Source organism: Pseudomonas sp. Irchel 3A18 (assembly GCF_900187465.1).
GTDB lineage: Bacteria > Pseudomonadota > Gammaproteobacteria > Pseudomonadales > Pseudomonadaceae > Aquipseudomonas > Aquipseudomonas cichorii.
Genome location: NZ_FYDI01000013.1, coordinates 1 through 22,036, shown reverse-complemented (window position 1 = coordinate 22,036; position 22,036 = coordinate 1). Strand labels below are relative to the sequence as shown.

The 22,036-nt window shown below is 58.8% G+C and carries 29 protein-coding genes; 5 read left to right on the top strand and 24 right to left on the bottom strand.

Annotation, left to right across the window (positions count from 1 at the left end; translation table 11 throughout):
* Nucleotides 1-274: 274 nt before the first annotated feature.
* Both CKW23_RS20665 and CKW23_RS26345 read left to right on the top strand, forming a co-directional pair.
* On the top strand, nt 275-499 hold the full coding sequence (locus tag CKW23_RS20665) for a hypothetical protein (protein ID WP_095068248.1): 225 nt from the start codon (nt 275-277) through the stop codon (nt 497-499).
* Nucleotides 500-826: 327 nt separating this feature from the next.
* Nucleotides 827-1,123, top strand: coding sequence for a hypothetical protein (locus tag CKW23_RS26345; protein ID WP_143498987.1), 297 nt, complete (start codon nt 827-829; stop codon nt 1,121-1,123).
* Nucleotides 1,124-1,162: 39 nt separating this feature from the next.
* Here the strand turns inward: CKW23_RS26345 and CKW23_RS20660 are convergent, their stop codons facing one another.
* From CKW23_RS20660 to CKW23_RS20550, 24 genes are all read right to left on the bottom strand, one after another.
* Nucleotides 1,163-2,134: a hypothetical protein gene (locus CKW23_RS20660; protein WP_095068247.1), complete on the bottom strand. Its 972-nt coding sequence runs from the start codon at nt 2,132-2,134 to the stop codon at nt 1,163-1,165.
* Complete coding sequence (locus tag CKW23_RS20655) at nt 2,107-2,811, bottom strand: hypothetical protein (protein ID WP_095068246.1); 705 nt, start codon at nt 2,809-2,811, stop codon at nt 2,107-2,109. The genes CKW23_RS20660 and CKW23_RS20655 overlap by 28 nt, the downstream gene beginning before the upstream one ends.
* Nucleotides 2,808-3,341, bottom strand: coding sequence for a DNA-binding protein (locus CKW23_RS20650; protein WP_095068245.1), 534 nt, complete (start codon nt 3,339-3,341; stop codon nt 2,808-2,810). The genes CKW23_RS20655 and CKW23_RS20650 overlap by 4 nt, the downstream gene beginning before the upstream one ends.
* Entirely contained in the window at nt 3,338-4,267 is a 930-nt protein-coding gene (locus CKW23_RS20645; protein WP_095068244.1) for a hypothetical protein, read from the bottom strand. The genes CKW23_RS20650 and CKW23_RS20645 overlap by 4 nt, the downstream gene beginning before the upstream one ends.
* Complete coding sequence (locus tag CKW23_RS20640; RefSeq protein WP_095068243.1) at nt 4,264-4,614, bottom strand: hypothetical protein; 351 nt, start codon at nt 4,612-4,614, stop codon at nt 4,264-4,266. Before CKW23_RS20640 ends, CKW23_RS20645 begins: the two co-directional genes overlap by 4 nt.
* A 5-nt stretch (nt 4,615-4,619) precedes the next feature.
* Nucleotides 4,620-6,500, bottom strand: coding sequence for a phage tail protein (locus CKW23_RS20635; protein WP_095068242.1), 1,881 nt, complete (start codon nt 6,498-6,500; stop codon nt 4,620-4,622).
* Between the two features lie 10 nt (nt 6,501-6,510).
* On the bottom strand, nt 6,511-7,035 hold the full coding sequence (locus CKW23_RS20630) for a phage tail protein (protein WP_095068241.1): 525 nt from the start codon (nt 7,033-7,035) through the stop codon (nt 6,511-6,513).
* Nucleotides 7,028-8,197, bottom strand: coding sequence for a baseplate J/gp47 family protein (locus CKW23_RS20625; protein ID WP_095068240.1), 1,170 nt, complete (start codon nt 8,195-8,197; stop codon nt 7,028-7,030). Before CKW23_RS20625 ends, CKW23_RS20630 begins: the two co-directional genes overlap by 8 nt.
* The gene (locus CKW23_RS20620; protein ID WP_095068239.1) at nt 8,190-8,510 is read right to left on the bottom strand and encodes a DUF2590 family protein; all 321 of its coding nucleotides are present in this window, start codon (nt 8,508-8,510) and stop codon (nt 8,190-8,192) included. The genes CKW23_RS20625 and CKW23_RS20620 overlap by 8 nt, the downstream gene beginning before the upstream one ends.
* On the bottom strand, nt 8,510-10,588 hold the full coding sequence (locus tag CKW23_RS20615) for a phage tail tape measure protein (protein ID WP_095068238.1): 2,079 nt from the start codon (nt 10,586-10,588) through the stop codon (nt 8,510-8,512). Before CKW23_RS20615 ends, CKW23_RS20620 begins: the two co-directional genes overlap by 1 nt.
* Before the next feature lie 9 nt (nt 10,589-10,597).
* Nucleotides 10,598-10,738 (bottom strand): hypothetical protein, encoded by a 141-nt coding sequence (locus CKW23_RS26725; protein ID WP_177434664.1) that lies wholly within the window; start codon nt 10,736-10,738, stop codon nt 10,598-10,600.
* A 23-nt stretch (nt 10,739-10,761) separates the two neighbouring features.
* Nucleotides 10,762-11,052: a putative phage tail assembly chaperone gene (locus CKW23_RS20610; RefSeq protein ID WP_095068237.1), complete on the bottom strand. Its 291-nt coding sequence runs from the start codon at nt 11,050-11,052 to the stop codon at nt 10,762-10,764.
* Nucleotides 11,049-11,576: a lysis system i-spanin subunit Rz gene (locus CKW23_RS20605; RefSeq protein WP_095068236.1), complete on the bottom strand. Its 528-nt coding sequence runs from the start codon at nt 11,574-11,576 to the stop codon at nt 11,049-11,051. Before CKW23_RS20605 ends, CKW23_RS20610 begins: the two co-directional genes overlap by 4 nt.
* On the bottom strand, nt 11,573-12,103 hold the full coding sequence (locus CKW23_RS20600; protein ID WP_095068235.1) for a lysozyme: 531 nt from the start codon (nt 12,101-12,103) through the stop codon (nt 11,573-11,575). Before CKW23_RS20600 ends, CKW23_RS20605 begins: the two co-directional genes overlap by 4 nt.
* Nucleotides 12,100-12,306 (bottom strand): hypothetical protein, encoded by a 207-nt coding sequence (locus tag CKW23_RS20595; protein ID WP_095068234.1) that lies wholly within the window; start codon nt 12,304-12,306, stop codon nt 12,100-12,102. Before CKW23_RS20595 ends, CKW23_RS20600 begins: the two co-directional genes overlap by 4 nt.
* On the bottom strand, nt 12,303-12,515 hold the full coding sequence (locus CKW23_RS20590; RefSeq protein ID WP_095068233.1) for a TraR/DksA family transcriptional regulator: 213 nt from the start codon (nt 12,513-12,515) through the stop codon (nt 12,303-12,305). Before CKW23_RS20590 ends, CKW23_RS20595 begins: the two co-directional genes overlap by 4 nt.
* Nucleotides 12,515-12,967 carry a phage protein gene (locus CKW23_RS20585; RefSeq protein WP_095068232.1) on the bottom strand — a complete coding sequence of 151 codons (453 nt, stop codon included), beginning with the start codon at nt 12,965-12,967 and terminating at the stop codon, nt 12,515-12,517. Before CKW23_RS20585 ends, CKW23_RS20590 begins: the two co-directional genes overlap by 1 nt.
* A 2-nt stretch (nt 12,968-12,969) precedes the next feature.
* Nucleotides 12,970-14,085 carry a DUF2586 domain-containing protein gene (locus CKW23_RS20580; RefSeq protein WP_095068231.1) on the bottom strand — a complete coding sequence of 372 codons (1,116 nt, stop codon included), beginning with the start codon at nt 14,083-14,085 and terminating at the stop codon, nt 12,970-12,972.
* A 14-nt stretch (nt 14,086-14,099) separates the two neighbouring features.
* The gene (locus CKW23_RS20575; RefSeq protein WP_095068230.1) at nt 14,100-14,771 is read right to left on the bottom strand and encodes a phage virion morphogenesis protein; all 672 of its coding nucleotides are present in this window, start codon (nt 14,769-14,771) and stop codon (nt 14,100-14,102) included.
* Nucleotides 14,764-15,210, bottom strand: coding sequence for a phage tail protein (locus tag CKW23_RS20570; protein ID WP_095068229.1), 447 nt, complete (start codon nt 15,208-15,210; stop codon nt 14,764-14,766). The genes CKW23_RS20575 and CKW23_RS20570 overlap by 8 nt, the downstream gene beginning before the upstream one ends.
* Complete coding sequence (locus tag CKW23_RS20565) at nt 15,207-15,671, bottom strand: head completion/stabilization protein (RefSeq protein WP_095068228.1); 465 nt, start codon at nt 15,669-15,671, stop codon at nt 15,207-15,209. Before CKW23_RS20565 ends, CKW23_RS20570 begins: the two co-directional genes overlap by 4 nt.
* A 100-nt stretch (nt 15,672-15,771) precedes the next feature.
* The gene (gene gpM, locus CKW23_RS20560) at nt 15,772-16,491 is read right to left on the bottom strand and encodes a phage terminase small subunit (protein WP_095068227.1); all 720 of its coding nucleotides are present in this window, start codon (nt 16,489-16,491) and stop codon (nt 15,772-15,774) included.
* Nucleotides 16,488-17,507, bottom strand: a complete 1,020-nt coding sequence (locus tag CKW23_RS20555; RefSeq protein WP_095068226.1) for a phage major capsid protein, P2 family — start codon at nt 17,505-17,507, stop codon at nt 16,488-16,490. Before CKW23_RS20555 ends, gpM begins: the two co-directional genes overlap by 4 nt.
* Nucleotides 17,507-18,460, bottom strand: coding sequence for a GPO family capsid scaffolding protein (locus CKW23_RS20550; protein ID WP_095068225.1), 954 nt, complete (start codon nt 18,458-18,460; stop codon nt 17,507-17,509). The genes CKW23_RS20555 and CKW23_RS20550 overlap by 1 nt, the downstream gene beginning before the upstream one ends.
* A 166-nt stretch (nt 18,461-18,626) precedes the next feature.
* Here CKW23_RS20550 and CKW23_RS20545 point away from each other — a divergent pair, with 166 nt between their 5' ends.
* The 3 genes from CKW23_RS20545 (at nt 18,627) to CKW23_RS20535 (ending at nt 21,818) form a co-directional block, all read left to right on the top strand.
* A complete protein-coding gene (locus CKW23_RS20545) occupies nt 18,627-20,690 on the top strand; it encodes a terminase large subunit domain-containing protein (protein WP_095068224.1) in 2,064 nt (687 codons plus the stop codon).
* Nucleotides 20,617-21,483, top strand: a complete 867-nt coding sequence (locus CKW23_RS20540) for a phage portal protein (protein ID WP_256590477.1) — start codon at nt 20,617-20,619, stop codon at nt 21,481-21,483. The genes CKW23_RS20545 and CKW23_RS20540 overlap by 74 nt, the downstream gene beginning before the upstream one ends.
* A gap of 62 nt (nt 21,484-21,545) precedes the next feature.
* Entirely contained in the window at nt 21,546-21,818 is a 273-nt protein-coding gene (locus CKW23_RS20535) for an ogr/Delta-like zinc finger family protein (protein ID WP_095068222.1), read from the top strand.
* Nucleotides 21,819-22,036 lie beyond the last annotated feature (218 nt).

The window sequence follows — 22,036 nt, the reverse complement described above, 5'->3', positions numbered from 1 at the left end:
GTCACTAATCTTCCTCTTATTGAGCAGAAATCAAATACAACTCCCGATTAGCTTTCGAGTCAACTGCTTGTCGATAGCGGGCACGTGTTTCTGACAGGCGGTTGTGTGCGAGCAGGATCAATGCTCCGACTTGGAGTCGGACTGACCGGTGGCCGGATAATGTTCGATTTAAACTTGAAGTGATTGTGAAGACGAACTTCAATCTAAGGACTGATTTTATCAGTGAGGCAGCTAAGAGAAGACTCTGCTTCTGAAGGTTATCAAGGATGTCATCATGCAAAATAGTTCTGAAAAGGTTTACTGCAATTCACTTGTAGCCGTTTTTCATGCAGCATTCCAACTCGGCTTTGATCCCTATGCACTTGCAATTCAAGCGAAATTTGATGTGGCGAGCTACTTGGATATGCCACCGCTGTTGTTGGCTGAAGGGCCAGAACGGGTAATTGATGAATCATTGATTGTCGCAAGGCTTATCAATCAAAAATGGCCGCCCCCCTAACCCCGCGGTCTTACCAACAGAAGGCAGGGAGGAGCAATCATGACTCGGGAAGGTAACGCGAGTGAAGGCAGGTTATGCTGCCTAGGCTATGAACCGCTAGATGCATTATTTATCGGCAGGCGAGGTTTTTTTTCATTTGAATGTAGGCAGTGCGGTAGAAAAATAACGAGTGCTGAGATTTTGCTGCGCGCACAAGATTATGTGGATTTACGACGTACCCCGATCTGTGAGTTCGGCTTTTGTGTCTTTTAGCTAGGTAATACGCCCTCTCAAATAAGTAGCCTACTACAAAGAGTTTGGGGAGCCTTGAAATCATAGGAAAATCTAATGACTGGTAAAAATCGAGCTTTCTCCATTCATGAGCTTTTGGTGGCACTATTACGAGATCAAAATATTCACGAAGGATATTATGGACTGACTGTACAGTTCGAGGCTCACGGCACTGCCTTGACACTATCCGGTCGCCCTGAAAGCAACCTGCCTGGTTTGACGATAGCGGTATCTGGTGTAACTCTGATCTCAGTTGCAGATAATGAGCCAGGCAGCGTTGATGCCTCAGTAGTTAACCCGATTAGATCTGAGATTCGAGTCAGGAAACAAAGAGGCAGCAAAATACTGCAATAACGAGCAAGAGAGAAATTAAATTTGAATTTTGTTAACTGGTTATAACGTTATTGCGGATAGCTTAGTGGACATTAATACAGCCTTCGCTGCATTTCCAGTAAATTCTCCTGCACTACTTGGGGGGGGTGTCGGCCCATGTGTATGCGCTGCGATCTGAGTGTTCATCTCCTGGAGCAGATCCAAGGTGTCACACAGCACCTTGAAGATGTTAACGCCGCTGGACCCTACCCAGTTTTTCGGTGCCTGCAGGCGCTGGCTTCCCTTCGCAACGCTCTGACGTAGCCCCTCGATCCGCTCCTGCATGTCACCACCGACCGTGGTGTTATACTTTTGAGCCACGACCAGATTCAGATCTCGTCCGGTGGCAATGTGCAGATCGTCAGTCGCAGCCAGGCTCGCAGATCCGCCTGATAGCAACTTGAGCGCACCCAACGCCTCGATCTTCTTGATCCCTCCGACCGTCTCTGTTGAATGATCGTCAACGTTCCGGGCGTGGCTCTGGAACTGCTCCGAGTTGCCCAGGGCTTCCACCTCGCGCTCGATGGCTTCGTCTCGGATCTTGCCATCCGTCTTGCGCAGCCAGTTACCATCCGCATCAACACGCTGTTGCACCGCATCACTGTGCTGCCACACCTGGTCACCCTTCGGCACCTTGGGCAGACTCAGGCCGTGCGGCAGGATCGACTGAATGTAAGGGCTGCTGGGCAGCCCGTAGGCAAAGCACACGACCACGCGGGTGCCTTCCTCCGGAAAGCCAAACATGCCCATTTCATCGCCGCCGTTGGCCAGCGGCAACGGCACGCCGGCCAGTACCGGCAGATCCGGATCCGGCTCGCCGTCTGCAGTCAGCACTTCGATATCAACGGCATAGCGCGGACGAAAGTCATCGCAAAGGCCTGCGCTGGCCGGCGCGTCCGGAACGGACACAACACGGCCAAAACGCGGCAAGTGGTAGCCGCCGGTGAGTTCAGGAAAAAGGCGTTCTACGCTGCGCTTGATTGCGTCGTCCATTTTATCGCCATCTGTGTTCCGGCGAGTGTCACGCTTGTGATCCGCTCGCCTTGGTTGAATGAAACGCCTGGTCGCATGCCTGGTAGGGCAGCGATCATCGCGCTTTGATTTCCTTGATACCCGTCGAACAGGCTCACGGGCAGTTGGAGAGGTGATCGAGCACCGAAGAAGCTGTCAGCCCAGGATCCAGCGAACACCTCGCCATCGCCCTGCTGCTGCCAGATAAAGTCCTCGATCCCGAAGACCCGCCCGAGGCTGTCCAGGGCCTGATACCCAGCCGCCAGGCTGTAGAAATAGGCGACCTTGGTCCGGGTGTATGCCTTGTCAGGCACCCGAAAACGCAGTCCGGTCTTTGTGCTGATATCAGCCAAAACCGTGTGCATATCTGCATGGCGAAGGTTCATCGGTAACGGGTTGGCCAGCACGGCGGCCAGCTCGCGGCAGAACACCACTTGCTCCACGCCATTGGCGGCAGTGCAGCGCTCGACGTAGCCGATGAAGTGACGCTGCAGCGTGGCTTCGTTGTAGCCGATATCGAACGTCACCAGGCCTTTCACCTGGGCACTGGCCTTTATCGTGAACATCGCACGCCCTGGGCTTTTCAGCTCAAGGCGAACCTCGTCTTTGACCAGGGAAACAACGTTGCCGTCGATGGTCAGGATCTTGTGGAGTTTCATGCCCCACCGCCCAGGTAATTGTCCACCTTCTTCATGACGGCCTCAAAGCCGGTCAGCTCTTCGGGCTTGGTGCTCCCATCCGATCCCGACACACCGTCGCCTGGTGCCGACTGCGACGTGACCGAGTTGCCAGCGCGCCGGTTCTCGACCTTTTCAGGATTCGACAGCTTCTCACTGAGCGTGAACTGGATGATCCATTGAGCAAGGCTGTCGTCTTCCCGGGCGCTGACGCCATCTGCAAATGTCACTTGCCGGACACCGAAGGCCTCGGCGGTGTCGTTCACGATCCGATACGTCGTGAGCTGGCCACCGCCTTCAGTCGATTCAGCCAGCCGCATGAGCGTGCGCAGATTGGCTTTGTCTTTGTACCGAATCGTCATCGCCACGGTGAGTGTCTTGGGCTTGAAGCCCTTGTGCGATTTCTCGGTACCAGACGTCTGGCCGCTCATGTCATCGGCTTCTATTTTGAGGTTCGCGGTTACTTTCATGCGGTTGCCGATGATCTGCTCGCCGTTGAGAAGAATTGTCATAGGCCTACCAGCTCGCGCACAAAGCTCAGGCCCGAGAGCGAGCCAACAAGCAGCGTTCCGGACGAAAGCACCCATTCATGGCCAGGGCTATCGTCACCGCCCGCAAGCAGCTCCTTGCTCAGTTCAGCAGGCGTACCAGGGCCGATCAGCCTTGCACGCATCGTTGCGTCTTCGTCATTACCGGCCAGCAGGGCCTTGAGGTCGTCCAGTTCCTGGTCACGTCTCTGCTGCAGCTCGGCCTTGCGGCTGGCCAGCGCGGCCAGATCCTCCAGGGGCGAGCTGTCGGCGTAGCTCTCCAGGGCTGCAATCTGTCCGGACATGGCCTGCTTCGCTGACTTGAGCACTGTGCAGCGCTCAAGCGGCAGGCTTCCCCAGCGCGGCAACGTGCCCGCCGTAGGGATCACCCACTTGTCTGTTTCCAGAGTCGAGAGGCTCTGCGCCCGGCGCTCGGCCCGGACCAGATCCGGCATCGGCAGCAGTGCATTGAAGCGTGACAAGGTGCTGGCAAGCTGTCCGTAGTGCGTCGCAAGGAACAGGATCGACAGCGCGTATTGCGGCTCTACTGGGCGACCGTCATCCGTGATATCGGTGAGCTTATCCGCAAGCAACTGCAGCAGATTCGGTGCCGACAGAAAGCGCTGATTGCCCTTGCCTTGCCCGATCCCGGACTGAAACGGCGTCACTGTGAGGCACGCCGGCGCTTCGCCCAGGGTATTTGCCATCGCGGCCTTGCCGGCCTCGATCACGCTTTCGGCGGCTGCCCCCACAGGCCCAGGGCTGGTGCTGACCATCCCGGCCAGACCCGCCAAGCGTTGCCCGGTGCTGACCAGCTCGCCGCTGGCCAGGTCCTTTGCCGCTGACAGATCGTCCATCCAGCCCGTGGCCTGCTCAGGCCAGCGCATTGTGACGGGGAGCCAGGCATTCATTGCTCGTCGTCCCAGGTCACAGCCTGCAGCGCGTCCAGGTCGCCCGCTGCCAGGGCCAGATCCAGCTGTCGCTTGAGTTCATTGGCTTTCTGCCACATATGCGCCTTGAACTCGACGTCCAGAGAGCCGGCAACCGCCGTTTCACACGCGAGGCTGATCCGCTGACCCTGCGCTTGATACAGCGCGTTGACGTCTGAGGGGCTTGCCTGAAACTTGTCACCCTCATACCCCCATCCTGGCTTGGCATCCGCCGGGCAAGGCACCCAGATCAGTGACGGGTGAAACTTGCCCGTTGGGTCCACGTCCGTTGTTTCCGCGACTGCAGCATTTTCAATTCGTGCCCACATACTGTTTACCACTCCACTTTAACCATGCCGTCCGCACCTAAGCCGGGCAGTCCATCTTGTGAGCGGGATCCAGCTCCGCCTCCCGGCCAAACGCCTGGCACACCGCTTGAAGAAATAGGCGCGGTACTCGCAAGAACGTTTCCGCCGCCTGCTCCACCTTGGCCATTTGTCTGGCCAGCGCTGCCCATCCCGCCGGCGACGTTGATGCTCCCACCAACGCCTTTGCCCCCAATCGGTAGGACACCCGGTTGGTATTGGCCACCTTGGCCACCCGTTGCGCTGATGTACGCCCCGAAACTTGACGTGCCGCCATTGGCCCCGTTGCCCATGTGCGGGACGCTTCCGGGACCGCCCGCCCCAACCACAATGGCCACCGACGACACGCCCGTTAGGTCCAGGGGTTTAAAGGCATATCCGCCACCGCCCGCCCCGGTCGTTACCATGTCGTATGCGTAGGCCCCGCCACCGCCGCCACCAATAACGGTGACGTTTGCACGTCGACGACCACTGCGCAGCACGGGCGGAACGGTGTAGGTGTACGAGCCGGCAGCGGCCTGAACAAACAAACCGGACACGATGCTTGCCGGCAACTGTGCTTGCCCTACACACCACCACTTCCCTTTGCCATCGCTACGCAGATGCAGAAAATCGCCGGCAAACAGGAGTTCAGTCGAGGACTGCCCGTTCGCATATGCCGTGGTATCCAGCATCAACTTGTCGTTGCCGGCAGCCGTAATGACAACGGGGTTTATCGTCACATCGATGCGACGCAAGGTGATGTCCCTGACGCCCAATGCCGTATTCGATGCAGGCAGGTTAAAGGTCAAAGGCCCGGCAGCCGCATCCAGCAATTCAAGGGCTTGCACTCGCTCAAGCACCGCCATGACCGATTTCGTCGTCGCCAGGATCTGGCTGCTGTTGCTGACCGGATCATCACTGAGAGCATTCGGCAGGTTGCCCAGCCCGACGTCCTCTTTTGTAGTGGCCCGGGCGCGCAGTCCGGCGTAATCCCCAGTCCGGAACGCGAACTGCTGCACCAGCGGCCCGTTGACCGGCTCGACAGACCGGCGGTCTACAAGCGTTGCGGCGGTCACGTTGGCAATTGGCACGCAGTAATGCGGCTTGCCCTGGGCATCGATGTAATCGACCAGGTTTGCGCCAAACACCACACTGAATCGGGCGACCACATCACTCAGCTCACGCTGCAGCATGACGTCAATCCAGACTTGGGCTGGCAGCGCCGGCATGACAACCGGCAAGGCCGCTGATTGCACAAGTCGAATGCCCTCGATGTACGCAGTACCAGGCTTGAGCTGATAAGTCGTGCCGGCCTTTTCAAGCTGCAGGGCGCTGCCAAAGAAACAGGCACGCCCGAACACATCGCGGTTGCTCAGTCGCTCGCGCTCATCGATGCCGGCAAGACGCACTGTGAAGTCATGCTGCCATGTACTGGCGTCGATTGTGATACCGGTCAGTGCATGGGCGCCGTCGAACTCCACGAGGAAGTTGCGGGTCAGGTTGTTGCCGATCTGCAGCGGCGGGATGTAGCGGCGCTTCTGTTGCAGCGGCACATACGACACCGCGAACAACACGCCCTCGATGCTTTCAAGGCCGATCCAGTTGAAGTCCCAGTCTCCCACGTCCGAGCCGATCTGCGCGCTGTACACCACCTGGTTGGGGTTCACATAGCCGCTGTTCTTGTCGGGGATGTCGTAGCTGTAAACGATCTGACCTGCAGCGGGCTTCGCTGCAGCACGGTCCACCGCACCGGCGGTGTCCAGATCTGGCACGTTGGCGAAGATGAAGCGGGCAATGCGCAGCGCTTCTTTTGCACCTTGCTTCTGTGCAATGAGGCTTTCGCCGGCAAGGGTAATATTTGCACCCATGTGGGTACTCCTAAAGGCGGGCGACCAGCGTTTGCTGATCGTCGTTGAAGTCCACCAGGGCGATGGTTAAGGCCACTGGTGTGATGGTTGAGAATTCATAACGGCGGCAGGTGCGCCCGTACTGCTGAATCAGCACGCGCAGCAGCTCGGGGTTTTTCGAGAGCTGGCTGTCTGAGAGGCGTAGCAGCACGATGTCCCAGTCGCGGCCTGGCTGACGCTCCTCGATCTCGACGTAGCCCACACCAAGGCGCACCAGGATGCGTTTCATCCCTGATGTGCTGCCGGCATCTACGGCGTTGATGAATGCGTACTTGACCCGCAAGCGGTACAGGCTTTCGGGTTCGCCTTTGAAGCGGGTGATGTCCCGCTGCCAGGCCAGCAGATCGAGCACGACCAGGTGACAGGTTTCGGCATCCATCTGCATCAAGGGCCAGCGCAGCCATTCCTCGACTTTTTCCCACCAAAATTGCGCGGCGTTCTTCAGCTTTGTCAGCTCGGTACCGGCGAGCCAGAACTTTAGGTCGAGCTTAATCATGCAGCACGACCTCCAGGCTCTGGATCCGGGGAATCGTCAGCTCTGACACGATGTCGCTGTTCGTGAATGACAGTGACTCAATACCGGTGAACTGCTGGTGCAGCTCTTCGCCCAGGCGACTGAATGAAAAGCGCGACTGGGGATAGGTCCGCGTCGGCTGATAGTCACTGTTCTCGCGGAAGGCCGCACGCACGAACTGATCGATGTTTGCCTGCAGCGTCAGCAGTTGCTCGGCGGTCAGCGTCGAGCGCGGCCAGACTTCAAGGCGCAGCGCGTGAACGGTTTCCGGCACGACCATGACCAACATATCGTCGCCATGGCCATGATTTCCCTCGTCGCGGATATGCGCGTTGATCTGCTCCAGGTACGTGTCCGCCGGCACGCCGGATTCAAAAAGCACGTAGGCATTGGCGCTGCCTGGCCCACGCGGGGCACCGTGCTCAAAATACACACCGTCTGCCCGCACGCCCGGAAACGCAGAGATCATCGCCTTGTAGACGGCATCGGTGTGCCACTGATTGACCGCCGAAAACTGGTTACGGACCCGCAATCGCAGCTCGTCGTTTTCTTCTGAGTCCGTGCCTGGTGTGGTCAGCCAGTTGTCCGCGTTCACTACCTGGGCAATGCCCGGTACAGGCGTCGGCAGGATCGCGTAGTAACCCGGTGCCAGGTTATAGCCAGATCCGCTTTCTGCTGCCTCGACCGGGATTTCCAGTTGCATCAGGCCATCGGCAAAGATCCCGTCAGCGGTGGTAACAAGCTGGTAGACATGGCCATTGATCGAAGCCGAGGTAACCACGGTCCCGGCCCCGACGATCAACGAACCGCCAGGAGCCGTGCGCGTGAACAGCAAAACGCCGGCGGCCTTTGTCGCGCCCTTGCGCTCGACGTCGACGGCCCAGGCCAGCATGTCGAGCCATGCATCAACTGCAGTCTTCACGAAGAAGTTCGGCAGCACCGTCGCGACAACGAAGTCCAGGATCCACAGCACAGGTTTTGTAACGAGGGCCGTAACGACCCGCCAGAACGGCGAATAGGCACTGGTGTTGCTCACCTTGCTGCCCTGGGCAACAACCTCAGCCTCCCACGCGGCACGCAGACCGGCCTCGGTCGTTGGAATGCCTGCATCGGCTAACGCTTGCTTGAAGTCAACGTCACTCAAGCGTCACCTCCACTGAACCGAATTCCAGGGTGGTGGCCGTGACCAGGTACTGCCCAGGGGACTGCTGGGTGATCAGCGCCGTGCCTGGGACCAGGCGTGTGTCTGTCTCGACAAGCAGCTCCAGTTGCTGGATGCAGTCGCGCTGACGCAGCCGGTCGCGCTCGGCCACCAGCGTTACAAGCAGGCCGCTGTCGCGAATCATGTGCGCGATGTCCTGCGCAATACAGGCCCTATCCTCGATCTGATTCGGCTGCTGCGACAGATCAAGAGCCAGGTCGTTGTCGACGATCAGCAAGTCAATGTATTCGGCCATCAGCCACCCACCGACATGGCAACCATGCTTTCAAGCTCAAGGGGCGTCATCGGCTTCGAGGTGTGGATCTCGACCTTCTCGACATGCGTGCCGGGGCGCTGATTCATGGTTGTGTTCTGGATGCTCTGCATCAGTCCTCCACGGGGAACAGATAGGGGTTTACTCGGGCTGATCGAGGGCACGCTCGACGTGCGCGGCTCTTGCGCTTGTGGCAGGCCTGGCGGCATCAGCATTTCGTTGAGCGGTAATGAAAATGGGGCTTTCTGGGCCGGGGCAGATGCCCCGGGCAGATCTGGAATACCAGCGGCCACTGGCAATGTGGCCTTTGCCCCGGGCAGATCCGGCACCTCGGGCGGCGCTGGCAGATCACTGAAAACAGCATCGATCTTCACGCCCGGGATTTTGTTCAGGATCTCGATCAGGCCGCTTACTGCGGTCTTGAAGATGTTGACGATTCCGTCCCAAGCGACCTTGGCCATGCCGCTCCAGCCGCCGATCTTGCCGAACCAGTCCGAAAGCGCCTGCAACTGGCCAGCGATCCACTGAAACGCGGCGGTATTCATCAGCGCGCCGGTCCATTGGTCCCAGTAGACGATTGCGGCAGCAACGACAGCGACAAGGGCAACGATGCCGGCAACAATCAGCAGCGCCGGGTTTGCCAACAGGGCGGCGTTGGCCAGCCAAATCGCGCCTTGCCACAACATCATGGCGGTGCGACCGATGACCAACGCGGTGTACAGCGTCGTCATCACCACCACCAACGCAGTGATATACAAGGCGTTCAGGATGAACATCGCAATCGACTTGTAGCCCTGCCAATTAAGCAGCTTCCAGACCGTGACCATGCCCAGCCAGGCCATCTTGCTGATTCCGACGACCATCGTCAGCGCGGCCATTGCAGCGGTAATACCCAGAATAATCAGCGCGGTAATGCCGATCACGCGGGTGATGTTCGGGAAGATCTGTGTCCAGCGGGTCAACGTGGCGGCAATGCTCACCAGCTTATCCATCAGCGGTGTCAGCGTCGGAATCAGGGCCTGACCAAAGGACGTGCGCAGCGCGTGTACTGCAGACGAAAACTGCATCCACGGATCCACCATGGCCTTTGCCATCTTGTCAGCGTTTTCGAGGCCTCGGACTTTGCCCAGGGCGTCGATACCGTTGCGCAGCCGGTCGGTGTCCTTGGCCAGCGAGCCGAGCACCTGGGCACCCTCACCGCCGAACGCTTCCATCAACTTGCTGCCGGCCGAGGCGCTGGTCAGGTCGCCGTACTTGGCCTGCAGCTTGTCCAGGATCTCCAGCATCGGCAGCGTGTTGCCCGCTGAATCCGTGAGCTTCATGCCGAGCTTTTCGGACGCAGCGCCGATATTTTCAAAGAACGCTTTATAGCGTCCGCCGGCATCGCCGCCTTCCATTGTGCTGCTCAGCGAGCCGATCACGGCCATCTGCTCCGCGACACTGACGCCGGCTTGGGTCGCGATTGCGCCGACTTCTTTAAAAGCGTCCTTGAGCTGCGCGCCGTCCGTCCTGAACAACTGCACAGCCAGGGCCGTCTGGCCTCCCAGTTGCTCGACCCAAGCGCCTTTACCCATGGCGTCGGCCTGACCTTTGAACAGGTTGTACATCGTGCCGACGTACGCGCCCATAGTTGCCGCGTCGGACTTTGTGGCCTTGGCCAAGAGGTTGCTGGTGTTCGTGAAGGTGGCCAGTTGGTCGCCGGCCAGGCCTTTGATTGCACCGCTGATGCTGTAGGCCGAGGCGGCAAATTCGACGGCGTTGGCCCCGTAAGCGATGGAAAATTCCAGTGCTTTTCGGTTCAGCGACTCAAGTGCATCCTCGGCCACGCCGAGGGAACGGACCTCGCCCAAGGCGCGATTCATTTCAAGCGCTGGCTGCAGTGATTCGTTGATGGCCACGCCTGCGCCGACCAGCCCCGCAAGACCGGTGCCCATCTGTTTGATGTTGTTTTCGCCCTGTTCAGCCAAGTCTGAAAATGTGGTTTTCACCTTGTTCAGAGGGGCACTGACCTTGTCGGTAAGGCTCAGGATGAACGCGAGGCGAGCGGAACGATCAGCCATGATGCGGTGTTATCCGTTAAATGCATGGGAAATGCCGTTGGCGACGGCGAATTCCAGGCGTTTGAAATACTCATCTTCAAGCCATTTGGCCGTGCCCATGTTTTCGATAGTGGGCACGGCACCGGGTAGCCAGCGCTGGGTCAGGGCCAATAGCTGACCCAGCCCGTCTTCGGTCAGGCGCTCGGCGTGGTCGAGGGCTTTTTTACGATCACGTCAACGTCTGGCGAATACTCCTCGAGCAGTGCGCCGGCGATTGTCATCGTGGTGACCGGGTTTTCCAGCAGCGGCTTGAGCCGGGCTTTCTCGTCCTGTGCGACGGTGCCCATCAGCAAGTTGTGAGCCGGAGCAACCTTGTTGTTCTGGGTCGTCGAGTTGAAATACTTGGTGATGTCCAGGGGGGTCAGGCTGAACGTGAACTCTTGCGAGCCGACTACCAGGATGATGCTGCGATTTACTTCGTTCATTGCGTTACTTCCATTCGTTTGAGTGTTTTTTCGGTTGCCGATGTGCCAAAAACGACACGGCGGATGTAGTCCTGCTGGCCCAGGATCATTTCCCGGGTAAGGGCGAGTTCGTCTCGGAGGGTGAAATAATCCGGTCGAGCGTCTGCAGAGAGTTCGGCGGTGCCTGCATCAGCCAGGCTGGCGGCTCCGGAATCTGCGGCGTTGGGCACAACGCAGGTGGCTTTGACGAGCAGCCGCTTATTGAGCTGATTAACATCGAGCTGCAGAGCGCGGTTTTTAGTACGTGCATGGTTCAGGGCCTCGGTACGTTCGTTGTCGACCTGGTTACGGGCGTCAAGCATTACGGCGGTCTTGCGGGCCGCTTCGCGGGCGGCCTCCAGCTCCTCGTTGGCGGTCGATAGTTGCTCTTGAGTGCCGGTCAGCTTGAGCCGGGTGGCATCCAGCTCGTCGGCCAGGTAACAGGCCAGCCCCACCAGACCGGCCAGCAACAGAAAGACCAGGATGTGTCGAAGGCCGATTGTCATTTCAGGCAAAGCTCCATCTCTGCGATCCGGCGCTTGTGCAACCCGGGAACGAATTGTTTGGTGCCGTCGGCACGGGTCACGTAGGCCCACACCGGGCGGCCATCGGAGCCATACGCAAGAGCACGACAGCCTTCTGCGATGCGCCCTGCGTTGATAAGGGCCAAGGCGCGACTGGCGCACGTGCTCGGCACCCCGACGTTGTGGCCATGGCTGTACAACGCATCAAAGGTGGCCTGGCGGATATTCGGGTTCGTGAGGCAGTCGGCCAATGCCAACTGGCCCTTGGTGACAACACGCTTCTCGACTTCGGCGCAGAGTTCATCAGACCAGTAGTCGCCGACCGCCACGGGGTACGGGCTGGTGTGTTTGGTGATGCCGGCACACACGGTCGGCAATCCCTGGGCGAGCGGATCGGAGTAGACGACGTTCTGCCCCTTGCCTTCCCAATCGCCCAGAAAGCTCATCAACGTGCCGCTGCCCAGCACCAGCGCAAGGGCCCCGGTGACGATCCTGGTACGCAGGCTCATGGCTTCACCTTCCAGTCACGCAGCATCTGCCGGTACTTGGGGGCCAGCAGAACGATCTGCAGCACCATGTACAGGGCGGTGAGCATGTAGGCGACCGCTGACCAATCGACGGTTCCTGTCGCGCCGGTGGCGGCCACACCGATGGCGGGCGACGCCTTTGCAAGTGCGATGGCGGTGTCCTGGGCGGCCTGATTAGTGCTCATCGGCGAAGTCCTTTTTCGATAAGGGTCTGGCAAGGCACACAGCGAGTGATGCCGCCCAGCGCCTGGCGCGCCTGAGGGATCTCGCAATCGCAGTCTTCACAGTGGGTGAGGCTTGGGCCTGTGGGGCGTGGCGAGGCCAGTGCGGCGGCAATGGCCTGGTCGCGCTGTCGCTGCTCAAGGGCCTGGGCACGATCAAACGGACACACCATCAAGCCAGGCCCTCGATCTCTGAAGCAGCCAGGTAGGGGATGCCATCGATATGAACAAAGTCGGGGCTGGTGACGTCGTACTGCACCTTCACCGTGGACTTTGTGCCGCCTTTTGGGTCGATGCTCAGCAGGCTGGACAGACGGATCTTGCAGCCGAAGGCCTCATACTTGATCTCGTCTTCGCCAGCCTTCGCGTAGAAAACGATGTCGAACGGTTCAATCTGTCGAAAACTGCCGGCTGATGCCGCCTGCTCTTTGAGCAGTTTGAAATTGACGATATCAAGCTCAAGTTCGCCCGCTGCCGAGACGTCACCATCCACATGGCCATTCGGTACACCACGGTTCTGGCTGACAGCGGTGTTATCGGTGATATCCAGGGTTGCGGCTTCCACATGAACCTTGCTGTCACCGAGGTTCACATCAAAACTCTTGCCGCCAATACGTGTTGCCATGATTACTCCGCTTCGTTCGTCGACAGATCCAGCGCCAGGTTGGCGGTGATGTCTTTGGGGCAGTTCAGGGGGCGCAGGGTCAGGAATGCGACCACAGCGGTCTTGCTGGTCCAGCTCAATACGATGGAAGCCTTGGTTGGCTGCTCGATCTCGCCGGGAAACACGTTCGCGCCAACCGTGGTGGACTTGGCCATCCGGCGCAGGGGGGCCATCAGCGCGGTGCGATTCACTTCCATGCTGTTCGCCGAACTGTTCAGGCGACGATCACCGATGCGCTGAATCAGCAGGACACGCACACGGCGCGCAGCCTTATCCAGGACACGCAGGTATTCGATGACCTGGACATCGGCCCCAGGGGCGGCAAGCAAATTGCCGTCGCCCCAGTACACGCCTGGATAGCCGGCGTAGGTTTGCGTCACAGAAAGGCGAGCAGCGTCGAGAACGGCACGGGTAGCCGACTGCAGAGGAATGCCGTCCTTGTCCGAAGGCGTGGCCCCCAGCCCCTCAACCGCGCCGGTTGCCACCCTCATGGGGGTATCGGCAATGCTGGTGGCCGCATTTGCCAGTCGGCCCGCCAATACGCCCAGATCGTTGCCGTGCAATTGAGGAACAACCACCACGCGATCAGCTACCAGGTCAGCGACCAGGTCGCGCTGCTCGATCTGGTATTCCGCCCAGGTCTGGGCGGGGGTAATGCCCGCCGTCGCGGCCAGGATGAACATCCGGCGACCGTAGGTGTTCTGTACGCCTATTGCCGCCGCATTCATCGCGGTCAGCTCGGCTTCATCCGTCACCGGCTTGGTAATCACCGCCGCTTCGACGTCATAGCCGTGCTGCTGTGCATAGGTCAGCGCGGTGGACCAGTCGCCGTCTGCAGTGACTGGCGCAGCCAGGCATGCCCAGCGATCACCGCCGTTTGCCCGTGCTGCAATGATTTGGGTCTTCAGATCACTGGCCGGAATGCCCAGTTGGACGTCCAGATCACTTTCAGTATTGAGGGCCAGGATCTGGCCTATGTTCTTGGCCCCAGGGCCGATGAACAGGAACAGCCGCTCGACCTCGGTACTGGTGCCTTGTCCAAGGTTGAGATTGTTGACGGAGACTCTGCCGAGTGCCATTGCGTGATGCCTCGTTAGCGGGGTGCAGTGATGATTTGGCGCAGTACCAGGTTCACCATGGCTTTGGTTTCACTGGGGTTGGCACCAAGGAATTGGCGGGCAGGAAGCTTTATTTCCCAGCTCTGTGCGCCAGTTGAAGCCTTGCGTTCGTTGTCCAGGACACGGATCAGCAGGCCAGCTTTCGGGTACTCCAGGTGCTGCTGGATCCAGGCCACACTTGGTTTTGTGGCCGTTTTCTTGCCTGGCAGACGGACCTTGTAGCCGAGCTGTCGCAAGCGCTTGGCTTGTTTTTCGGTAGCCGCGGTACCTGGCGGCACTTCGGTCAGCTTGCGCATTTGCTGAGCCGTCACACGCTCTGATGCGCCTTCGTGCTGCTGCGAGGCCACGTAGCGGGTCAGGCGGTTGCGCCAGCCCAGCTCTGCCTCGTCATCACTCAGGCGAACGACATCGAGCAGCTTGGCTAGGCCGGCTTCCATCTTCTTGCCCTTGCCAGAACCCTTGCGCGGGGCAAATGGCGAGCCGTCCAGGTTGACCTGGTTACGCACGCGCTGACGACTGAGTGAGCGCACACGTTTGCTGACGTTGTTCATCAGGCGGCGGCGCTTTTGCGGCGGCAAGGCCAGCAGCTCCAGCAGATCCTGAGCTTCAAGCATCCCGCGAATGTCGAGATTCAAGGCATCAGTCATTGCGAACGACCTCGCCCTGCTCCGCGATCCACAATTCATAGGGGATCGTCGACCAGCGTTTGCCGTACGCTTCGATCTCGCCGTCTGGATCCTCAGTCAGGAACTGCGCTTCGACGAACTGAACACTGATGGTGACGTCGGCCAGGTCCTGGGCCAGGTCGGTGACATCGATACTCAGAACAGGTGCCGGCAGATCGTCCCGGTCGTCATCATGGGCTTCCAGCCAACTGCCCAGGAGCGCCATCAGGCGCGCTGGTTGGCCGTTAAAGTCATCCATGCTCAGATGCCCGGTGTACGACATATCACCCATGTACATGCCGTTCTCTTCTGGCTTCCAGATCAACTCCTGGGAAGCATCCGTCACCCAACTGTCGAACTGCTCAGGCAGCACCAGGTTGAAGGACTTGAGGTAGTCGGTCAGGGCACGGATTTTGTTCATAGCAGTGCCACCGTGATGCGGCCACGTCCCTGAATAGCCCGAATAGCCTGCTGGCTGCGCGCCAGAAGGTTTGCAGATGATTCGGGGGCTTCCTTGCCGGTGTTCTCGGCAGTCTCGCGGCGGGTTGCCGTCGCGAACTGGGGCAGCAACTCGGCCTTGGCCCGGTAGTAGACGGCCTGGCGATAAAGCTCTGCGATGTAGGTGCGCTCTGGCAGCACGGTGGTGTCTGCGGATTCAACGTCTGACACTCCAGCCGCCTGCCATTGCGCTTTTTTCATGGCCAGATCGGTGTTCACCGACCCCATGGCCAGATTCAGTTCAGTGACCTGCAGATCCACCAGTTGATCGGCTCGCAAGCGATGGGTCCGCTGGAACTCGCCCAGATCGAGATCGGGCCAAAAGCCGTTATTCTTGATCTGGCGCGGTGCTGCGCTGGTGGTCGGGGTTCCGGAAAAGCCCATCTGCAGGTCACTCAAATAGGGCAGGTTGCGGCTTCGGTGAAGGCCGGGGCCATAAATGGCTCGGTCTTTCCGTGGCAGCTCCCTGCGGGTGGGAAGATGGTTAACTTGCGCCGCTGTCGGCTTGTTTTTTCAGTGCCTTACGGCAGTTTTCCAGGCGGGTACCAACGCCGATCTGCGGATACAGGGCGGTGGCTCGCTCAAAGTGCGGAATGGCAACGCTCCAGTCCTGGGCCTCCATGGCCCGGATCCCCAGCAGCTTGTGATACTTGGCCGGAATCGCTTCGGTCAGATCCCATTCACCATCCACCTGCGGCAACAACTGCGACAGATAGGGTTCGGGGCTACGCCTGGCGTCATGCTCCGCGTTGGCCCACTCGATCACTGAGTCAGCAACGAAAGTCTGGATGTCTCGGCGCTTGAAACGCTCCGGCATTTGCTGGCCCTGCTCGATGGCGAACTCAGCCAGTTCCAGTCCTTCTTCAAACTGGGCGGTATCGAACAGCCAGACCATGACCTGTACCAGGACACGGTTCGGCAGGTTCTGGTCCGACTCGCAATAGCTCTGGATGTAAGGCTGATATTTGGGCAGCAGCTCATTGCGCTTGAGGTCTTGACGCCCGGCCAGGCCCTTGATCGCGCTGATGCGTTCAAGATCCTGATCCAGTGCCACTTCCTGCAGCTTGAGATGCTTGCGAGCGTTGGCCGGACTGTTGAGGGCTTCTGATGGCGAGTACGGCAGGGCTGCTGCCTCCACAGCCCTGGCACCTGCTGCTTCCTGTTCAGCAAGAACACGGCGCTGATAAGCCAGAGCGAGACTCATGGCAACAGATCCACTGAGGACGATTCCAGAGCCCCGAACTTGCGCAGTTGCTCGATCACGTAGCCTTCATTTCGACCGTTGAAGTCTTCCACCTGGCTGCGGCGCGGGTTGTCCTGCAGGTGACGACGCCAACTGGTGTCCTGGAAATAGATGCTCAGGTTCGCCCAAGACGTGACCACAATGCCCTTGACCGGGAAAAACGGCACAGTGAAAGACGGCAGACCGCCATAGGTGGCAATTACCTGCGCCTCCTCGATGCGCTCCTTTTCAGTCGGGGTCTGGCCCTGAGAGGCGTACAGCTTGCCCTTGTCATAGGCCATCAGGTCTGAACCGATGATCGCTACAAGATCACCTTCGTCACGGAACACTGGATCGACCAACTGCTTGATGTCATGCACCACACTGTCCAGGTTCGCGTAGTCGCCGCCTTTACCGATGCTGATCCGGTCAGTGCCGACAGCCTGCATAACCTGTGCAACTGCCTGCTCACGGGCAAGCTGCAGCCAGCCCTTGTTCACGTCCTGGAGCATCTTGTTGGTGGCCAGGTTGGTTTGGGCAGCAGCGCTGACACCGTTCCAGCCGATCATGATCCGGTCCAGGGCAATGCGACGTTGCACTGCAGCCAGATAGCGGTCTTTGAAGTCGGGGTACTTCGACCAACTGTCGATGGTGGCGAACTTGAGCGCTACGTCGGTTTCGGTATGAAACAGCTCGTAGGAGTTGTTGGTCAGGTCCAGCAGGCTGCGCGGCTCACGATCATTCTGACCGGTGTCAGTGCGGCTTGTGGCAGGACCGTTCAGGCCGAGCATGACTTTCTCGCCCTTGATCTCGCTGACCGGCACCACGTTGATACGGCCCAAGAAATCGGCGCGTTCGGTGATTTGGTCGTTCAGCTCTTGGGCGTGGGTAGGCTCCACGGCAAAGGTGCGAGTGGCATCGGCGACGTTGTAGGCCTCGCCAAGTTCTTCCTGAAGCTCCAGGTATTGCGCTGCAGCGCGCGCGCTCAGGGACCCCATTAGCGAAGACCCTTGCCGCGTGGCTTGCCAGCCGGGCCAGAGGTGCGCGGAATAAGGCGCCCTTGCTTGGTGTTCAGGAGCTTGGCCATGTTCTCGGTCAACTCGTCAATCCGAGTGCTCAGCTCCTTGACCTCGCTCTTGCCACCTTTGCCCTTGTCCTTGCGGTTGAACTCGCGCTCTTCGTCGGCGGTATCCACCACGTCCTGGACGGCGGTGCCCACGGCATCAACCTGCTCTTGAGTATCGGCGGCGTCTAAGGCCTCGGTGTGAGGTTCCAGCACGGCCTGCAGGCCAGCCAGAATGATGACCAGTTGGTCGGAGAGCGCTTTGAGCGCCTTGGCTGTTGCTTCGTCCATCGGTTGGTTCTCGTCGGGTGATGAGGTTGGTTGGGTGTTTACGGTGTCGCTGAACCCCTTGAAGAAGCTGGCCAGCGCCGTGAACACACCGCGTACTTGATGTTCTTCGCTGTTCTCGCGCAGGTCGCCCAGAGGCAGGGATTGGGTGAAAAACGCGCCTTTTTTCTTGCGGTTACGGTTATTGCGGCGAGAGAAATACAGCTCTTGAGTGCCGAGGCTGGCGGGGGAGTCGGTGATTGCCAGACCTGTCAGGTAATTGCGGCCGGAGTTGGCGAAGTTCGGCCAGATCTCAACAGACGTGAAGAGCTTTTCGCCCTGGTCGTTGAGCTGAAGGAGCTTGTCATTCGGTTTGAGTTGCGCCTCCAGGGCCACCTGGCCTGGCTCCAGTTCTGGATCATCCTCGACCAGGCGCACGGCAAATACGGTGCCGTAAGAGCCTGGATCACGCTCATGCTCACTCCAGATAACAGCCGTGTAGCGAGAAAGCTTGTAGGTGTCGGCGCAGTCGCGCAGTTCCTGGACGGTGATTTCCCGGTTGTCAGCAGTGGGTCCGCTGACGGCAACACGTTTCCAGAATGAGACAAGGGATCGCGGCATGTTGGGTGAAGGACTCAGTGGTCAAAGTTCAGAGGTCCCCACCATAGGGAGCTGAAAACCGCCCAACAAACGGTTTAAATCCTCGTTTCTCCTATTTTCGAGTTATAGGAGAAACGAGGAATTTTTCCGGACGTTTTCCGCTTTTTCGCCGCATAGACTGCGGCCCATGAACTACCCGACTGAAGTCAAAGAAGCCGCCAAACGCCTCTACCTGCGCCGTTGCTCAGTGAAGGAGATACAGGCGCACCTGAAGCTGCCCAACAAGCGAATCATCTACTACTGGATCCGCCAGGGACTGTGGGACGAGATGCTGACGGATGAAGAGCCGGTGACTGCGATCAGCCGGCGGATCACGCTTATCCTGGAAAAGGTGAGCACCCTGACCAAGGACGAGCTGGACGAGTTAGAGCGTCTGACGGCAGTACGTGAACGGCTGATAAAGCAGACCAACAAGGCCAGTGCAGCGCCTGTAGCAGACCAGAATCAGGATCAGGGCGAGCCCGGCCAACGCCGTCAGGGGCGTGGGGAGCGCCGCGAGCGTGGAGATGGCAACGGCAAGAAGCGGGAAAAGAAGCTCAAGAACGACATCAGCAGCCTGACCGAAGTCGACTTCCTGGAGAAGTTCACGTCGACCATGTTCGGCTATCAGCAAGAGCTGTTCGCAGCCAAGCAGAACCCGCTGACAGCGCGTATTCGCCACATCCTAAAAAGCCGGCAGATCGGGCTCACGTACTATTTTGCCGCCGAAGCCCTAATGGACGCAGTGCTGACGGGGGACAACCAGATCTTCCTGTCTGCCAGCCGCGCCCAGTCTGAAGTATTCCGTAGCTACATCGTGGCCTTCGCCAGCAAGTGGTTCGATATCGACCTGACCGGAAACCCCATTGTCCTTAGCAAGGATGGCAAGCCATGGGCCGAGCTGCGTTTCCTGTCCACGAACGCCAATACAGCACAGAGTTATCACGGCCATCTTTACGTCGACGAGATTTTCTGGATCCCGCGCTTCGACAAGATCCAGGGCGTGGCCAGCGGCATGGCATCTCATGCAAAGTGGCGACAGACCTACTTCTCGACACCCAGCGCTGTTACCCATGAGGCATACCCCTTCTGGACGGGAGAGACGTTCCGGAACAGCAAGCGCGGCAAAAAGGCAGGCGCGTGGCCCAGCGAAGCGCAGATCCATGCAGGTGCGCTATGCCCGGACGGTCAATGGCGCAAGATCATCACCATTGAGGATGCCATTGCGGGCGGCTGTAACCTGTTTGACGTGGACCGCCTTCGCCTGGAAAACGACGAAGACCGCTTTGAACAGCTGTTCATGTGCAAGTTTATCGACAGCTCCCAGTCAGCCTTCGCCCTGAGCGACCTGGAGCGCTGTTACTCCGACCAGGCACTGTGGGCTGACTACAACCCCGAACTGGATCGCCCTTTCGGCAACAGCCCTGTTTGGGTCGGCTATGACCCCAGCCGCACCCGAGACGACGCCACCTGTGTGGTGGTTGCGCCGGCACTGGAGCCTGGAGGGAAGTTTCGCATCCTGGAAAAACACAGCTGGCGTGGCCAGTCCTTCAAGTACCAGGCCAGCGAGGTCAAGAAGATCACAGAGCGCTTCAACGTGCAGCACATCGGTATCGATACGACGGGCATCGGTTACGGCGTGTACGACATGGTGCGCGACTTCTACCCGCGAGCAACATCGATCCACTACAGCCTCGAAACGAAGAACCTGCTGGTGCTCAAAGCGCAGGACACGATCCAGGGCCGCCGGATCGAGTGGGATGCAGGCTGGACCGATATCGCCCAGGCGTTCCTGACGATCAAGCGCGGCACAACTGGCAGTGGCCAGGTCACTTACAGCGCCTCTCGCACCGACGCCACCGGGCACGCGGATATCGCGTGGGCAATCATGCACGCCCTATACAACGAACCTCTTAATACCAACAAGCGGCGTCGTAGCCGCTACCTCATGAGCGGAAGTAATGCCCAAGCCTCGACGCAGAACGCAGCAGCAAGATCAGCAGCCTCAACGACAGGGCACGCGAGTGTTCACGTTCGGAGAGCCGGAACAAGTCCTGAGCGGCAATATCGGCGAGTACCTGGGCGTGTTTCCGTCCGACGACGGAAAAGTCTACAAGCCTCCAGTATCCCGAGCAGGCCTGGCCAAGCTGCTGCGCGCCAACGCGCACCACGGTGCAATTCCGAAGTTCAAGCGCAACTTGCTGCTGCGTGAGTTCATCGCCTCGGCTGGTTGCACCGCTCAGACCATGAGCCGTGCTGCGCTCGACTACAACGTGTTCGGAGAGTCGTATTTCTACAAGCATTGCAATGCTTTTGGCCAAGTGCTGGAGCTGGAACACCTGATGGCCATCAATATGCGGGTAAAGGTTGATGGTGGATTCATGATGCTGCTGCCGGACAACAAAGAGCTGGAGTTCGACCAGGACGAGATCGTGCACATCATGGATTACGACGTGGAGCAGAACATCTACGGCATCCCCGACTACCTGGGTGGTGTCCAGAGTGCGCTACTCAACGAGGCGGCCACCTTGTTTCGACGCCGGTACTACAGCAACGGTGCGCACGCGGGCTACATCTTCTACACCAACGACCCCGACCTGAGCGAAGCCGACGAGCAGGAGCTGCAGGCACAGATCAGCGGTTCAAAGGGCGTGGGTAATTTCAGATCGATGTTCGTGAATATCCCAGGCGGGAATGAGAACGCCATCAAGATCATCCCGATAGGGGACTTCCAGGCCAAGGACGAGCTGGAGAAGGTCAAGAACATCACTCGCAACGACATCATCGCGGCATGGCGAATGAACCCTGCCCTGGCCGGCATCATCCCGGAAAACAGCGGTGGTTTCGGTGACATCGAGAAGATTGATCGTGTGTACACAAGCAACGAGATACGCCCGATCTGCCAGCTCTTTGACCAGGCTAACGAAGTGCTGCGCGAAGACAGGAGATTTAGCTGGCGAGAACCGCCAACAACAGACCAAAGCACTGCCAATACATCAAATTGAAGTTAAAACAACTAAAAATTGTTTTAATATGCTGGCCACTGGACACCCTGGGGAGGGACACAATGCGGATTCATTGTACGACGTGCGGACACAAGGGGCGGATCAGCTCGCGGGAGACGATCACGCGAACCTACGTCAAGCTGTACTGCCAATGTCTGGATGCAAAGTGCGGACACACTTGGCTTTCAACTCTTTCATTCGATCACACGCTGCGCCCATCGGCATTGCATCAGGAACCCCATGATGCAATCAATCTGGCAGCGCAGATCAGAAGCCTGCCTGCAGATATGCAGCGTGAGCTGTTTGACCATCTGGGGCATCAACGTGTGGCTTAAATCGTCGACACCAAAGCCGACGACCAGGGGAAAGGAACGCTACTCGGCCAATGATTCGGGGTGTAAAACCAGTTGGTCGATGAGCCGCCGTTGTTGGCGCTGATTTAAAACTGACCCACCCTGCCGATTGAAAATTGACCCAGGACGGATTGCTGATTTTTGCCCCAGCAATTGTGGATAAGCTTAGCAGCAGTGTTCCGATTCAAGACCATCAAGCC

What these genes read in the sequence shown, in the direction of transcription:
- CKW23_RS20545 (WP_095068224.1), top strand. Translation starts at nt 18,627, where the DNA reads ATGAACTACCCGACTGAAGTCAAAGAAGCCGCCAAACGCCTCTACCTG.
- CKW23_RS20640 (WP_095068243.1), bottom strand. Translation starts at nt 4,614, where the DNA reads ATGTGGGCACGAATTGAAAATGCTGCAGTCGCGGAAACAACGGACGTG.
- CKW23_RS20600 (WP_095068235.1), bottom strand. Translation starts at nt 12,103, where the DNA reads ATGAGCCTGCGTACCAGGATCGTCACCGGGGCCCTTGCGCTGGTGCTG.
- CKW23_RS20655 (WP_095068246.1), bottom strand. Translation starts at nt 2,811, where the DNA reads ATGAAACTCCACAAGATCCTGACCATCGACGGCAACGTTGTTTCCCTG.
- CKW23_RS20550 (WP_095068225.1), bottom strand. Translation starts at nt 18,460, where the DNA reads ATGCCGCGATCCCTTGTCTCATTCTGGAAACGTGTTGCCGTCAGCGGA.
- CKW23_RS20615 (WP_095068238.1), bottom strand. Translation starts at nt 10,588, where the DNA reads ATGGCTGATCGTTCCGCTCGCCTCGCGTTCATCCTGAGCCTTACCGAC.
- CKW23_RS20665 (WP_095068248.1), top strand. Translation starts at nt 275, where the DNA reads ATGCAAAATAGTTCTGAAAAGGTTTACTGCAATTCACTTGTAGCCGTT.
- CKW23_RS26345 (WP_143498987.1), top strand. Translation starts at nt 827, where the DNA reads ATGACTGGTAAAAATCGAGCTTTCTCCATTCATGAGCTTTTGGTGGCA.
- CKW23_RS20595 (WP_095068234.1), bottom strand. Translation starts at nt 12,306, where the DNA reads ATGAGCACTAATCAGGCCGCCCAGGACACCGCCATCGCACTTGCAAAG.
- CKW23_RS20635 (WP_095068242.1), bottom strand. Translation starts at nt 6,500, where the DNA reads ATGGGTGCAAATATTACCCTTGCCGGCGAAAGCCTCATTGCACAGAAG.
- CKW23_RS20620 (WP_095068239.1), bottom strand. Translation starts at nt 8,510, where the DNA reads ATGGCCGAATACATTGACTTGCTGATCGTCGACAACGACCTGGCTCTT.
- CKW23_RS20555 (WP_095068226.1), bottom strand. Translation starts at nt 17,507, where the DNA reads ATGGGGTCCCTGAGCGCGCGCGCTGCAGCGCAATACCTGGAGCTTCAG.
- CKW23_RS20660 (WP_095068247.1), bottom strand. Translation starts at nt 2,134, where the DNA reads ATGGACGACGCAATCAAGCGCAGCGTAGAACGCCTTTTTCCTGAACTC.
- CKW23_RS20630 (WP_095068241.1), bottom strand. Translation starts at nt 7,035, where the DNA reads ATGATTAAGCTCGACCTAAAGTTCTGGCTCGCCGGTACCGAGCTGACA.
- CKW23_RS20585 (WP_095068232.1), bottom strand. Translation starts at nt 12,967, where the DNA reads ATGGCAACACGTATTGGCGGCAAGAGTTTTGATGTGAACCTCGGTGAC.
- CKW23_RS20610 (WP_095068237.1), bottom strand. Translation starts at nt 11,052, where the DNA reads ATGAACGAAGTAAATCGCAGCATCATCCTGGTAGTCGGCTCGCAAGAG.
- CKW23_RS20570 (WP_095068229.1), bottom strand. Translation starts at nt 15,210, where the DNA reads ATGAACAAAATCCGTGCCCTGACCGACTACCTCAAGTCCTTCAACCTG.
- CKW23_RS20575 (WP_095068230.1), bottom strand. Translation starts at nt 14,771, where the DNA reads ATGACTGATGCCTTGAATCTCGACATTCGCGGGATGCTTGAAGCTCAG.
- gpM (WP_095068227.1), bottom strand. Translation starts at nt 16,491, where the DNA reads ATGAGTCTCGCTCTGGCTTATCAGCGCCGTGTTCTTGCTGAACAGGAA.
- CKW23_RS20645 (WP_095068244.1), bottom strand. Translation starts at nt 4,267, where the DNA reads ATGAATGCCTGGCTCCCCGTCACAATGCGCTGGCCTGAGCAGGCCACG.
- CKW23_RS20565 (WP_095068228.1), bottom strand. Translation starts at nt 15,671, where the DNA reads ATGGGCTTTTCCGGAACCCCGACCACCAGCGCAGCACCGCGCCAGATC.
- CKW23_RS20590 (WP_095068233.1), bottom strand. Translation starts at nt 12,515, where the DNA reads ATGGTGTGTCCGTTTGATCGTGCCCAGGCCCTTGAGCAGCGACAGCGC.
- CKW23_RS20580 (WP_095068231.1), bottom strand. Translation starts at nt 14,085, where the DNA reads ATGGCACTCGGCAGAGTCTCCGTCAACAATCTCAACCTTGGACAAGGC.
- CKW23_RS20650 (WP_095068245.1), bottom strand. Translation starts at nt 3,341, where the DNA reads ATGACAATTCTTCTCAACGGCGAGCAGATCATCGGCAACCGCATGAAA.
- CKW23_RS20535 (WP_095068222.1), top strand. Translation starts at nt 21,546, where the DNA reads ATGCGGATTCATTGTACGACGTGCGGACACAAGGGGCGGATCAGCTCG.
- CKW23_RS20605 (WP_095068236.1), bottom strand. Translation starts at nt 11,576, where the DNA reads ATGACAATCGGCCTTCGACACATCCTGGTCTTTCTGTTGCTGGCCGGT.